The organism is Erythrobacter sp. W36, from assembly GCF_057364935.1.
On the sequence record NZ_CP200281.1, the window covers coordinates 2,994,829 to 3,007,189 of the forward strand.

Consider the following 12,361-nt stretch of genomic DNA (forward strand, 5'->3'; position numbering starts at 1 on the left):
ATAGCCACCCACTCCCTCCGCCCTTCCACCCGGATTGTATCCCGGTAGGTTCCGGGTGGAAGGGCGGAGGGAGTGGGTGGCTAGGTTCTATGGATCCAGCTTACGCCCAACCGTTTTCCAGAAACTCCAGCGCGCAGTCGGCCAGCATCGCTGCGCCTCTGGGTAGCGCGCTTTCGTCAACATGCATGCGCGGTGAGTGAATGGCGCAGCAGCTGCTCCAATCTTCTCCATCCGGCGCTACGCCGAGGAAGAACATCGCGCCCGGCACCTTTTCCAGCACGTAAGAGAAATCCTCTGCTCCCATGATCGGGTCGGCGAGGTCGCGCCAGGCGTCCGTCTCGCCATCATTCAAAGCACTCGCAACCTTGCGGCCCAGCTCCACCGCGCGTCCATCGCACAGCGTCACGGGAAAGCCGGGTTCAATCTCGCAGGTCGCCGTGACGCCGTAAGCCGCCGCCGTGTTTGAGGTGACGTCAGCCATCAGGCGGTGCATTTTTGCTCGGTTTTCTGCGGTTAAAGTGCGGATCGTGCCTGACACAGTGGCGTCATCTGCGATGACATTATGCGCTGTGCCAGCGTGGATTTGCGTCACAGTCACCACGACGGCGCTGGCCGCATTGAAGCGCCGCGTCACCATTGCCTGCACTGCGCCAACGATAGCTGCTGCGGCGGGAACGGGATCCTCGCAATCATGCGGCATAGAGGCGTGGCCGCCCTTCCCCGTCACCGTGATCGTGAATTGATCGGCGGCTGCCATTAGCGGCCCCGGCTTGCCCGCGAGCACGCCGTAAGCGGCATTCGGCATGATGTGCAGCGCAAAGGCGGCATCGGGCAACGTGCGCTCACTGTCGCCCTCCCCGCCAAGCAGGCTGTCATCGAGCAGCTTGGCCGCTGTCACCAGCATGGCGGTGTGGGTATCATGCCCGCAGGCATGCATTCGTCCCGGGATAGTGGAGGCAAACTCGAGATCGGTTTTCTCCGCCATTGGCAAAGCGTCCATATCTCCGCGCAGGACAACCCGCTCGCGGCTCGGCGTGCCCGGTTTCGCGCCTTTGAGGGTTGCGACCGCTCCGGTGCAAGAGGTGCCGATCCGCCATTCAAGATCGATATCAGCCAGCGCCTCGCGCACTTTCGCCAGCGTTTTGGGAGTCTCCAGGCCCAATTCCGGTTCGGCGTGGATCGCGCGCCTCAGCGCGACAAGGCTAGGGCCAAGCTCCTCGGCAGAGGCGGCAAGATCGGGCGAAATGAGCGCGGATGTAAGCATGGGCCGCAGTCTAACCCCGCTCACCCCCTGCGGGCCAGCCCGAATTGCGCGCGCCGCGCCGTATCTGGTGCACATGTGCCTCCGCCGGTCGCAAATCTGGGCTTGCCATAGACAATTTAGCCCCGATGTAACCGGCGGCGCCCGCCAACCGTAACGTCAGCAGGGCGAGAAATTTCTGGCAGACTAACCCCGTTTGCCGCTAGGAGCCGCAATTATGGGCACGTCGATATATGAATTTCCGCAGAGTTCGCAGCCGGATGCTGCGCGCGGAGCCGTGTCTGCGCCCCGTTCCGGGCCGCGCCGCACGCGCGCGCCGGGTGAGGCGCCGACTGTTGGCGTGATCTACAATCCGCGCAGCCACCGCAACAAAGGCCAGGACTTTGACTGCGGGATCAGCCCGGATGTTTACATCGTCCAGCCCGGTGACCGCAATCAGCTGCCTCAGGCCCTGTCCAGCCTCGCCAAGCGCGGGATCGATCTGCTCGTCATTAATGGCGGCGATGGGACTGTGCGCGATGTGCTGACTTGCGGGCAGAGTATTTTTGGTGATGATTGGCCGCCGATTGCGGTCTTGCCTAAGGGTAAGACAAATGCACTGACGGTTGATCTTGATGTACCGCTCGATTGGACGCTGCAAGGCGCGATCGATGCGCTCGACAATGGCCGCCGGATTTTGCGCCGTCCGATGGCGCTCACTGCGTTGACCGGACCCAAGGCGCGGGTTTTGGGCTTTATCATGGGCGCAGGCGCATTCGCGCGGGCAACAACGCAAACTGGCCAAAGCGCGCACCGACTGGGCGCTTTCGATTCCGTTGTCGTCGGCCTCACGACCGCTTGGGTTATTCTCCAGTCGTTACTAGGTTCGACTAAGAACGTTTGGCGTCGGGGCACAGAAATGGAGCTTAGGCTCGGTCCTAGCAGCGCTTTGATGGAGCACAGCGGCCACGGCGATCCCAAACGGCGGCAGCTGCTGTTTGCCTCCACCTTGGAACGCTTGCCCGCCGGTCTTAAACCATTTGGCAAGCTCACCAAGGGCTTGCGGCTGGTTGCGCTTGATCAGATCTCGCGCCGCACCGCTGCTATGTTGCCGATTTTGACGCGCGGGTGGACGCCGAAGAACCTGCGGGAACGCGGCATTCACCAGGTCAGCGCGCCCAGCTTTACGCTCGATATTGATGGCCAGGTGATTTTGGACGGTGAGGCATTTCCGGCTGGGAAATACCGGATCGAGCAAAGCCAAGAGCTGGAATTCGTAACCCCGTGAACGCGCAGGAGCAGGCGCCAGCGGCGCTTGAAGCGCGCATCACCAAACAATTGGCCGCGCCGATTGGCGATGAAGTGCGCAGCTTTGCCGCGGCTTTGGGCGAGGCGGCGGGTGCGCGGGCGGTGCTGTTCTATGGGTCGAACTTGCGCACAGGATCGCTTGAAGGTGTGCTCGATTTTTACGTGCTGCTGCCCGGTGATCAGATCGAACGGATTTGGCCGCGCGTGAGCTATCATGAGCGAGAGATTGCTGGCGGCGTCACTCTGAGGGCCAAGGTCGCGACCATGTCTTTGGTTGCTTTTGCGAAAGCTGCCGCAGGGGAACTCACCGACACCACGATCTGGGCGCGCTTCGTTCAGCCGAGCGCGCTGATCTGGACCAGCGATGACGCCGCGCAGGCTGACGTCACGGCGGCTGCTGCCCAAGCGGCGATGACGGCGGCACGGCTGGCCGCGGCGCTAGGGCCCAAAACCGGCAGCGCAGAGGATTACTGGCGCGCGCTGTTTCAGGCGACCTACAAAGCGGAATTCCGGGTCGAAAAGGCGGGACGCGAGAACGATATTCTCTCGGTCAATGCAGGGCATTTTGCTGGCCTTTTGCCACTTGCGTTAGGCGCACAAGGCATTGAATTTGATAGAAATGATGAGCAACTAACGCCGCACCTCTCAGAGGCCGAGCGTGCGCGCATATTGGCCTGGTGGAGCAAGCGCAGACGGCTTGGCAAACCGCTCAATTTCTTGCGGCTGATCAAGGCCAGCACGACCTTTGAGGGCGCGGCGCGCTATGCCGCGTGGAAGGTGGAGCGCCACACCGGAATGCCGGTGGAAGTGACGCCATTTCGCGAGAAATACCCGCTATTGGCGGCGCCCAGCGTGCTGTTTGCGCTGTGGCGGCACCGCCGTCAGAGCTGAGCCTTAGCTGAAATACTTCATCTGAATGGCAATCGAGCTGACGCCCGCGCCGGCGTTAAAGCGCGTTTTGCTGACGCTTGGCTTGCCCAGATTGAAGATATTGATCGATGGGTTGCGCGACATCGCGCCGCCATCCTGACGAATATCGGTTTCGCCATTGCCATTGGCATCATGGCGCGCGGCAATCGCGTAGCTACCGCTCGCGGGCACGGGGACGCAGAACGTCATATTGCCCTTGCGCGCAGGCACTTCGATCCGGTTGAGCCAGCGCCCTTTCGCAAGCCATTCGGCCTTTGTCCCGCGGTACAGCTGCACCCGAACCTTGCCGGTTGCGCTTTTGATGCCGGATACGGTCACGCGCACGGCGGGCCCTTTGCCAGGCGCGCATTTGCGCATGTCATTGGAGATTTTCTGGCGGTATTCGCCCTGCGCAGCGGCTGGCGTGGAAAGCGCAGCAGCGCCTGTCAGCGCCAGTCCAAGCGCGCTCAATCCTGCGAAAATAGTCTTCATACTAACCTTCAATTTCTGTCTTTTGCCCCCGCTGCGCCGTTTTGATACGCAGCGTTTCTGGCCCATTGCTGGGCCTGTACACCTACGCTTATGGCCGTGCCGCGCTGAATTGCGGCTGAATTTGTCTGATTTGATGCGTTCAGGCTTGGTAGAGGCGCAGCTCGGCTTAACTCCCGTGGAAAAGGGCAAAACGGCGGTTGTTAGCCGATTCGCAGACCCTTACTTCGGCATTAACCTGGCATAGTGCAAATTTCGTGTCGCTAGGACACACGGCAATGGACCCGTCATGGCAGCACCGCTGATTTCTCCCTCTATCCTATCGGCTGATTTTTCGCAGCTCGGCGCAGAAGTGCGCGCAATCGACAAGGCGGGCGCCGATTGGATCCACATTGATGTGATGGACGGACATTATGTGCCCAATATCACTATCGGTCCTGACGTGGTGAAGGCGCTGCGCCCGCACACGGCCAAGACGTTCGACGTGCATTTGATGATTTCGCCGGTCGATCCCTATCTTGAGGCATTCGCTGAGGCGGGCGCGGACATCATCACCGTTCACCCAGAGGCTGGGCCGCATTGCCACCGGACATTGCAGGCGATCCGGGCGCTCGGCAAAAAGGCGGGCGTGGTCTTGAACCCCGGCACGCCGGTCGATGTGCTCGACAATCTGATTGACCTTGCTGACCTGATTTTGGTGATGAGCGTCAATCCCGGCTTTGGCGGGCAGAGCTTCATCCATTCGCAATTGGCCAAAATTGAGCGCATTCGCGCGATGATTGATACGACGGGCCGCGATATTCACCTCGAGGTGGATGGCGGGGTGAACCCGGAAACCGCCCGGCTGTGCGTTGATGCCGGGGCCGATGTGCTGGTCGCCGGGTCCGCTACGTTTAAAGGCGGACCAGATCATTACGCCTCCAACATTTCCGCGCTGAAGGGCGAGGGTTGATGGACTCGCTGTTTCGCGACACTGAGGGGGAGGCCCGCGATGAAGCGGGGGTCAATGCGCCTGCTCCTTCCAGCGAAACAGAAATGGATGAGCGCCAGCCCAGTCTCGCGATCCCGCTGCCCGATGGTGATGAGCGTTTGATTGCGCCAGCGGGCAATGGCTCTGACGGCGCACCCAAATATGGCGAGACGCCTGCACCTTTGGCCGCGGATCGCGCGCTTGCTCTAACCGATGTGATTGCCCCGCGGGCCAGCCCGGGCGAGGCGATGCTTCGCTTCGCATACCGTCTCGGCGTGCCGGGCCATGCATTGTCCGCGCCGTTCCGCCGCCCGCGCAAGACGCGCGTTTTGGCGACAGTCGACAGCCCTCTAAAGGGCGATCGATCCTCTGGCATTGCGCTGAGGGCGGGACATTTCCTGATCAATGGCGCGAAATTGCCCATTGCGCGAGTCGAATTTGATTCCTCCAATCGCCTTGGCCCTGTGTTTGACCAGCTCGTTCACGGCTTTGGCTGGCTGCGCGATCTTGCGTGCAGCGCACCGCGCGAAGACTGCGTGCCTGTGGCTGAGCGGATCACCCGTGCTTGGCTAAATTCCTGCCCATCGACCGGCAAAGGCCGGGCTTGGGATGTGGAGCTGACCGGGCAAAGACTGCTCGCCTGGCTGGTTCATGCACCGCTGGTGCTGGCGGGCGACGATCCGAAGCTTAAGGCGCGGTTGCTCAGCGTGATCGAGGACACCGCGCGTTGGCTTGATCGCAATGTCTCAAATAGCGGGGTCAGCGGGCTGGGCCAGCTTGCCGGCTGGTCTGCGATCACCGCTGCGGGATTGCTGCTGCCAGAGGGCCGTCCGCGCCGCCTTTATGGAGAGGCTGGCCTGATCCGCGCATTGGGCGATCTGGTGGCGGAAGATGGCGGCGTTTTGTCGCGCTGTCCCGATGCTCAAATGCTCAGCCTCGCACTGCTGATCGATCTTGATGCCTGCTATGAAGCGGTGAATATCGAGCCTCCGCAAGCCTTTGGCGTGATGCGCGAATTGCTCGTGCCGCCGCTTTTGACCTTGCGCCACGGCGACGGGGCACTGGGCAATTGGCAGGGCAATGGCGCGATCAGCGCGGACCGGGTCTCGGCCCTGATCGCGGCAAGCGGCATTCGCGCACGTCCGCTCAAAGATGTCGAACATTGGGGGTATCAGCGGCTGCGCGGCGGCCAGACGGTGGTACAATTTGACGCGGCCCCGCCGCCGCGTGCGCGCCACACCCGCTGCGGATGTGCGTCCACTTTGGCGTTTGAAATGTCCGACGGGCCTCAGCGTCTGGTCGTCAATTGCGGCGGCTCTGCGCTGGCTGGCGGGCAAATTCCCGCGCGCATTCGTCAGGGCCTGCGCGCGACAGCGGCGCATTCCACTTTGGTGCTGAACGATGCCAATTCCACTGCGGTCAAACTGCACGGCAAGCTCGGCAAAGGCGCGGAGTTGGTCGAGGTTGAGCGGCGGCTGATTGGCGAGGGCAGCTCTGGCAAAGGTAGCCATGCGGCGACGTTGATTGAGGCCAGCCATGATGGCTATGCCGCCCGCTTTGGCCTCACGCATCGCCGCACATTGGCCCTGCGCAGCGACGGAACTGAGCTGTCTGGCCAAGACGTATTGCTGCCCGCTTCGCGCAAGACGAAGCGCGGCAAGATCAGCTTTGCCATCCGTTTCCACCTCGGGCGCGGGGTTGAGGTGCATCTGTCTGATGACAAGCGCGGGGCCAGCCTGCTGCTGCCGGATGGCGGCTTGTGGCAATTCCGCATGCGGGGCGATGACGAGACGGCCACTTTGAACTGCGAAGACAGTCTGTGGGTCGATGGCGCCGGCGCGCCGCACGCGACCGAGCAATTGGTTATCGAAGGTATGACATCGCGCAGCGGAGGGGAATTCTCCTGGCTGCTAAAGAAAATGGGGTAAGGCCCAAGGGCTGACATCTATGGCTGATAAAACGATCAAACGGGCATTGCTTTCAGTGTCCGACAAAAGCGGATTGGCAGATCTGGGCAAGGCCCTGGCGGCGCGCGGGGTTGAGCTGGTCAGCACTGGCGGCACGGCAAAGGCGCTGCGCGAGGCGGGTCTGGACGTGCGCGATGTTTCTGAGCTCACCGGTTTTCCAGAGATGATGGATGGCCGGGTGAAGACCCTGCATCCAACTGTGCACGGCGGATTGCTCGCGCTGCGCGACAATGACGAACACGTTGCCGCTATGAATGAGCACAGCATTGGCGCGATCGATCTGGTTGTCGTCAACCTCTACCCGTTTGAGGCAACCGTTGCGAAAGGCGCGGACCGGGCCGAGATCATTGAGAACATCGATATTGGCGGGCCGAGCATGGTTCGCTCTGCGGCGAAGAACCACGGTTTTGTGACGATCATGACCGATGCCGCCGATTATGCCGAGCTGTTGGAAGAGCTAGACGCCAATGATGGCGCGACGTCAGATGCGTTTCGCATCCGTATGGCCGGCAAGGCCTATGCCCGCACGGCGGCTTATGACGCGGCGATCGCCAATTGGTTTGCGTTCGGCGATGCCTTCACCAATCCATTGGGCGCAGAGGCGCTGAAAGCGACGCCATTTGTTGACACCATGCCACTGGCGTTAAAACGTTCAGACACTTTGCGTTACGGCGAGAACCCGCATCAGCAAGCGGCGGTCTATGTCCCGCAATCCGCCGGTGCAGCGGGCGTTCCGCAGGCGGAGCAATTGCAGGGCAAGGCGCTCAGCTACAACAATTTGAACGATGCGGATGCGGCGCTTGAATTGGCGGCGGAATTTGCGGGTAGTGACCCGGCAGTCGTGATTGTCAAACACGCCAACCCATGCGGTGTGGCTCAAGGTTCCAGCCTGGTTGAGGCATGGGATGCAGCGCTGAAATGCGACAGCGTCTCTGCCTTTGGCGGGATCGTGGCGGTCAATACGGAGCTCGACGGCGCAACCGCAGAGCAGATCGCCAGCATCTTCACTGAAGTGATCATCGCGCCCAAAGTGAGCGCCGAGGCGCGCGAAATCTTCGCCAAGAAGAAGAATTTGCGCGTGCTCGAATGCGGCGCTCTGCCGGATCCGCGCCGCGGCGGCTTTATGATGAAGACGATTGCGGGCGGCATGCTGCTGCAGATGCGTGACAATGGCGCAGTGCTGCCGCATGATTTGAAGGTGGTAACCAAGCGCGCTCCAACGCAGCAAGAGCTGAAGGATTGCCTGTTTGCGTGGACCGTCGCGCGGCATGTGAAGTCTAACGCGATTGTCTATGCCAAAGACGGCGCGACCGTGCGGCATTGGTGCAGGCCAAATGAACCGGCGCGATTCGGCCCGGATTGCCGCGATCAAAGCGGCGGAAGCGGCCGAAACCTATGAATGGGATGCGCCGCGCACTCAGGGCAGCGCCGTGGCCTCAGACGCCTTCTTCCCATTTGCCGATGGCTTGATCTCAGCTGCAGAAGCGGGCGCGACCGCTGTGATTCAACCAGGCGGATCAATCCGCGACGAAGAAGTGATCGCCGCCGCTGATGAAGCGGGCCTGGCCATGGTCTTCACTGGGATGCGCCACTTCAGGCATTAGTTTGTTGCGAGGGCGCATCCGCGCCCTCGTCCTCGGCGATACTCCTCCGCTTCGCTACGGATCGCCTGCGGGCGCCCGGTCGGGCTTGCGGTCGACTAGTCGCCGACCGAGTTCCGCGACCAAACCGGTAGAATTGGACTGAATCGACGCCGTAGGCGTCGCAAGGGCGACTGCCCGCCCGGAGCGCTGTGCGCGGAGGATAGCCAAGTGAGCGGATGCGAACGCCTAGCGCTTGAGGCGAAACAAAAATCCCGAGGATATCGCAGCACGGAGGTGCTGCGGAACCTAAAAGAAGCAACTTTTTGCGCGCTCATGCGTAACTTTTGCGAGTGGTCCAGCGAAACACAGTCTGAAGCCATCGTTCACCAGTTGGAAAGCGCCGGGTGTTAAAGACCCTCGCCAACAACAATCAAACTGTAAGAGACGCCCCATGGGACTGTTCAAATCTGACCTCTATCGCAGCTTCGCCGTCGGCTTTGCCGTTGGTGCTGTTCTGGTCGGTTTGAGCGCGACTGATGGGCTGAGCGGCGATTTCGCCAGCCCGGCTCAGGCGGCTGAGATGCAGGAATTTGATCCGGTGCAAGCTTCGAGTGAGTTCATCATCGAGAGCGAATAATGAAGTCTTTTGCCATTCTAGCTGCCAGCGCGGGCCTTGCCCTGGCTGGTTGTTCTTCTCCCGCCGAAGCGCTTGAAAAACCGGTCAATGCGCCTGCTTCCAAGACTATCGCCAAAGAAGGCGCGGGCCTGAAAACCGCCGTCTTTGCTGGCGGGTGTTTCTGGGGCGTGGAAGGCGTGTTCAGCCATGTCAAAGGCGTGAAATCGGCCGTCTCCGGCTATCATGGCGGCAAAGCTTCGACGGCGAAATACAACACCATCATATCTGGCATGACCAATCACGCCGAAGCGGTGCGGATCACCTATGATCCCTATGTCGTGCGTTATGATGAGCTGCTGCAGATTTTCTTCTCGGTTGTGGCTGACCCGACCCTAAAGAACCGCCAAGGTCCGGATGTCGGCGCGCATTATCGCTCTGCCCTCGTCCCGCAAAATGCCGAGCAGCGCCGCGTTGCACGCGCTTATCTCAAGCAGATGGGTGCATCGGGCAAATGGCGCGGACCGATCGTGACGAAGATTGAGGGCTATAAGAAGTTCTATCCGGCTGAACGCTATCATCAGGATTTCATGCGTAAGAACCCGCGCCACGGATATATCGTGCGCTGGGACGCGCCAAAGGTGCGCGCGCTCAAATCCATGTATCCTTCGCAATATCGCGCATCGTTCCTGAGTGACGGCTGACTAGCAACGCGGGCCAAACGTGCCTATATTGCAGCCTATGGCAACAGCGCACGACCATCATTCACACGAAGAGCATTCTGGCGAAAACCTGATTGAGGCCGCTCAGGCGGCGTTGATCGCGGCAGGCGAACAATGGACCGGAATGCGTGAGGCGGTGTTCACCGAGCTCGCCAAGCATGAACGGCCAGCCTCCGCCTATGATATTGCCGACAACCTTTCTGCCGCGCGCGGCAAGCGTGTGGCGCCCAATAGCGTGTACCGCATCCTCGACCTGTTCGTGAGCAACAATCTCGCGCTCAGGGTTGAAAGCGCGAACGCCTATCTGGCCAACACCCATCCGGGCTGCGCGCATGATTGCATCTTTCTCGTCTGCGATGAATGCGGCGAGACCGCGCATATTGATGATGACGAGGTTAGCCGCACCGTCCGCAATCTCGCCAGCGCCCGCGATTTTCAAACGCGCAGGCCAGTGCTGGAGATTCGCGGCCTGTGCTATGCATGCACCTAAGCTGCGGGCGAGCGACAGAGCGTTGCATTTCCCGCATCTGGCGGCGATGAACCGTGCCCCATAAGCGATAAAGCGTTCATCGACAGTTTTGTTTTGAAGGTGTAAGGCTCTTCAAATGACATCTAAGCCTGACACTCCGCTGCTCGATACCGTCAACAATCCCGCACAACTTCGGGAGCTTAAGGCCGAGCAACTCCGCCAACTTTCCGATGAATTGCGCGAAGAGATGATCGATGCGGTCAGTGTCTCTGGCGGGCATTTGGGATCGGGTCTTGGCGTGGTCGAGCTGACCGTGGCGATCCATTATGTGTTCAACACACCGGACGATAAGCTGGTGTGGGACGTGGGCCACCAATGCTATCCGCATAAAATCTTGACCGAGCGGCGCGACCGGATCCGCACCTTGCGCAGCGGCGGCGGTCTGTCTGGTTTCACCAAGCGGGCGGAAAGCGAATATGATCCGTTTGGCGCCGCGCACTCCTCCACCTCGATTTCAGCCGCGCTCGGCTTTGCCGTGGCGAACAAGCTGAAGGGTGAGCCGGGACGCGGGATCGCAGTCATCGGTGACGGCGCGATGAGCGCTGGCATGGCCTATGAGGCGATGAACAATGCCGCTCAGGCCGGCAATCGCTTGGTCGTGATCCTCAATGACAATGACATGTCGATTGCGCCGCCGGTTGGCGGGCTGTCGGCCTATCTCGCGCGGATGGTGTCCTCCAGCGAATATCTCGGCCTGCGCAGCCTCGCGAGCCGCGCGGTCAAGAAAATGAGCCGCCGGATGCATCAAGGCATTCGCAAGGCAGAGGAATACACGCGCGGCATGGTGACCGGCGGGACTTTGTTCGAAGAGCTCGGCTTTTATTATGTCGGCCCGATCGATGGCCACAATCTTGATCACCTGATCCCAGTGCTGGAAAATGTGCGCGACACATCCGAGGGCCCGGTTCTGATCCATGTCGTCACCACCAAGGGCAAGGGCTACAAATACGCAGAGGAAAGCGCCGACAAATATCACGGCGTGCCGAAGTTTGACGTGGTCACGGGCGAGAAGAAGAAAGGCGCGGCTGGCCCGCCCGCGTACCAAAACGTGTTTGGCGACACCCTGGCGAAGCTGGCCGAGACGGACGAGCGCATCTGCGCGATCACCGCGGCGATGCCATCGGGTACCGGGGTAGACCGCTTTGCCACCGCCCATCCGGAGCGCAGCTTTGACGTCGGCATTGCCGAGCAGCACGGCGTCACCTTTGCCGCTGGTCTGGCGGCGCAGGGAATGCGGCCTTTCGCGGCGATTTACTCAACCTTCCTTCAGCGCGCTTATGACCAAGTGGTGCATGACGTCGCGATCCAGAACCTGCCCGTGCGTTTCGCGATTGACCGCGCCGGTCTAGTCGGGGCGGATGGCGCGACCCACGCGGGCAGCTTTGACATCACCTATCTCGCCACCCTGCCAAACATGGTGGTGATGGCGGCGGCTGATGAGGCTGAGCTCGCGCATATGACCTACACAGCGGCGGAATATGACGAGGGGCCAATCGCCTTCCGCTATCCGCGCGGTAATGGCACGGGCGTGCCGATGCCAGAGACGCTTGAGAAGCTGGAGATCGGCAAGGGCCGGATCGTGCGCGAAGGCACCAAGGTCGCGATCCTCTCGCTCGGCGCGCGCCTGGAAGAGGCGAAGAAGGCCGCCGATCAGCTGGAGGCGAAGGGGCTTTCGACCACCATCGCTGACATGCGCTTTGCCAAGCCGCTGGATGAGGATTTGATCGCCAGACTGATGCGCACGCACGAAGTTGTCGTGACGGTGGAAGAAGGCGCGATTGGCGGGCTGGGCGCGCATGTGCTGACCTATGCCAGCGATGAAGGCCTGACGGATGGTGACAGCGGCACGGCCTTGAAGGTCCGCACTTTGCGTCTGCCCGACACCTTCATCGATCAGGATTCCCCGGACAAGCAATATGACGAGGCTGGCCTCAACGCGCCGCAAATCGTCGATTGCGTGCTGAAAGCGCTGAAGCACAATTCAGCCGGCGTTGCCGAGAGCGAGGCAGAAGCAGGCGCACGGGCTTAGGA

12 protein-coding genes are annotated in these 12,361 nt (G+C 61.0%); 10 read left to right on the forward strand and 2 right to left on the reverse strand.

The genetic code is table 11. The features are described from left to right. Positions 1-100: 100 nt before the first annotated feature. The gene (locus tag AC0V6U_RS14760; RefSeq protein WP_472643891.1) at positions 101-1,264 is read right to left on the reverse strand and encodes a M20 metallopeptidase family protein; all 1,164 of its coding nucleotides are present in this window, start codon (positions 1,262-1,264) and stop codon (positions 101-103) included. A gap of 214 nt (positions 1,265-1,478) precedes the next feature. Between AC0V6U_RS14760 and AC0V6U_RS14765 the strand changes: the two genes are divergently transcribed. Continuing rightward, entirely contained in the window at positions 1,479-2,528 is a 1,050-nt protein-coding gene (locus tag AC0V6U_RS14765; RefSeq protein WP_472643892.1) for a diacylglycerol/lipid kinase family protein, read from the forward strand. Further along, entirely contained in the window at positions 2,525-3,439 is a 915-nt protein-coding gene (locus AC0V6U_RS14770) for a hypothetical protein (RefSeq protein WP_472643893.1), read from the forward strand. The genes AC0V6U_RS14765 and AC0V6U_RS14770 overlap by 4 nt, the downstream gene beginning before the upstream one ends. 3 nt (positions 3,440-3,442) lie before the next feature. Here the strand turns inward: AC0V6U_RS14770 and AC0V6U_RS14775 are convergent, their stop codons facing one another. Then, complete coding sequence (locus AC0V6U_RS14775; RefSeq protein WP_472643894.1) at positions 3,443-3,949, reverse strand: DUF2141 domain-containing protein; 507 nt, start codon at positions 3,947-3,949, stop codon at positions 3,443-3,445. Positions 3,950-4,235: 286 nt separating this feature from the next. Between AC0V6U_RS14775 and rpe the strand changes: the two genes are divergently transcribed. From rpe to dxs, 8 genes are all read left to right on the forward strand, one after another. Beyond that, positions 4,236-4,898: a ribulose-phosphate 3-epimerase gene (gene rpe, locus AC0V6U_RS14780; RefSeq protein WP_472643895.1), complete on the forward strand. Its 663-nt coding sequence runs from the start codon at positions 4,236-4,238 to the stop codon at positions 4,896-4,898. Next, positions 4,898-6,844, forward strand: a complete 1,947-nt coding sequence (locus AC0V6U_RS14785; protein WP_472643896.1) for a heparinase II/III family protein — start codon at positions 4,898-4,900, stop codon at positions 6,842-6,844. The genes rpe and AC0V6U_RS14785 overlap by 1 nt, the downstream gene beginning before the upstream one ends. A 19-nt stretch (positions 6,845-6,863) precedes the next feature. After that, the gene (gene purH, locus AC0V6U_RS14790) at positions 6,864-8,282 is read left to right on the forward strand and encodes a bifunctional phosphoribosylaminoimidazolecarboxamide formyltransferase/IMP cyclohydrolase (RefSeq protein ID WP_472643897.1); all 1,419 of its coding nucleotides are present in this window, start codon (positions 6,864-6,866) and stop codon (positions 8,280-8,282) included. After that, positions 8,218-8,487: a hypothetical protein gene (locus tag AC0V6U_RS14795; RefSeq protein WP_472643898.1), complete on the forward strand. Its 270-nt coding sequence runs from the start codon at positions 8,218-8,220 to the stop codon at positions 8,485-8,487. Before purH ends, AC0V6U_RS14795 begins: the two co-directional genes overlap by 65 nt. 430 nt (positions 8,488-8,917) lie before the next feature. After that, a complete protein-coding gene (locus AC0V6U_RS14800) occupies positions 8,918-9,103 on the forward strand; it encodes a hypothetical protein (protein ID WP_472643899.1) in 186 nt (61 codons plus the stop codon). Beyond that, entirely contained in the window at positions 9,103-9,783 is a 681-nt protein-coding gene (gene msrA / locus AC0V6U_RS14805) for a peptide-methionine (S)-S-oxide reductase MsrA (RefSeq protein WP_472643900.1), read from the forward strand. The genes AC0V6U_RS14800 and msrA overlap by 1 nt, the downstream gene beginning before the upstream one ends. Before the next feature lie 37 nt (positions 9,784-9,820). Then, positions 9,821-10,291 carry a Fur family transcriptional regulator gene (locus AC0V6U_RS14810; protein ID WP_472643901.1) on the forward strand — a complete coding sequence of 157 codons (471 nt, stop codon included), beginning with the start codon at positions 9,821-9,823 and terminating at the stop codon, positions 10,289-10,291. A gap of 115 nt (positions 10,292-10,406) precedes the next feature. Beyond that, positions 10,407-12,359 (forward strand): 1-deoxy-D-xylulose-5-phosphate synthase, encoded by a 1,953-nt coding sequence (gene dxs / locus AC0V6U_RS14815; RefSeq protein ID WP_472643902.1) that lies wholly within the window; start codon positions 10,407-10,409, stop codon positions 12,357-12,359. Positions 12,360-12,361 lie beyond the last annotated feature (2 nt).

Bases quoted from the DNA above. Each gene is read 5' to 3' on its own strand.
- AC0V6U_RS14810 (WP_472643901.1), top strand. From the start codon at position 9,821: ATGGCAACAGCGCACGACCATCATTCACACGAAGAGCATTCTGGCGAA.
- AC0V6U_RS14765 (WP_472643892.1), top strand. From the start codon at position 1,479: ATGGGCACGTCGATATATGAATTTCCGCAGAGTTCGCAGCCGGATGCT.
- AC0V6U_RS14800 (WP_472643899.1), top strand. From the start codon at position 8,918: ATGGGACTGTTCAAATCTGACCTCTATCGCAGCTTCGCCGTCGGCTTT.
- rpe (WP_472643895.1), top strand. From the start codon at position 4,236: ATGGCAGCACCGCTGATTTCTCCCTCTATCCTATCGGCTGATTTTTCG.
- dxs (WP_472643902.1), top strand. From the start codon at position 10,407: ATGACATCTAAGCCTGACACTCCGCTGCTCGATACCGTCAACAATCCC.
- AC0V6U_RS14785 (WP_472643896.1), top strand. From the start codon at position 4,898: ATGGACTCGCTGTTTCGCGACACTGAGGGGGAGGCCCGCGATGAAGCG.
- purH (WP_472643897.1), top strand. From the start codon at position 6,864: ATGGCTGATAAAACGATCAAACGGGCATTGCTTTCAGTGTCCGACAAA.
- msrA (WP_472643900.1), top strand. From the start codon at position 9,103: ATGAAGTCTTTTGCCATTCTAGCTGCCAGCGCGGGCCTTGCCCTGGCT.
- AC0V6U_RS14760 (WP_472643891.1), bottom strand. From the start codon at position 1,264: ATGCTTACATCCGCGCTCATTTCGCCCGATCTTGCCGCCTCTGCCGAG.
- AC0V6U_RS14775 (WP_472643894.1), bottom strand. From the start codon at position 3,949: ATGAAGACTATTTTCGCAGGATTGAGCGCGCTTGGACTGGCGCTGACA.
- AC0V6U_RS14795 (WP_472643898.1), top strand. From the start codon at position 8,218: ATGAACCGGCGCGATTCGGCCCGGATTGCCGCGATCAAAGCGGCGGAA.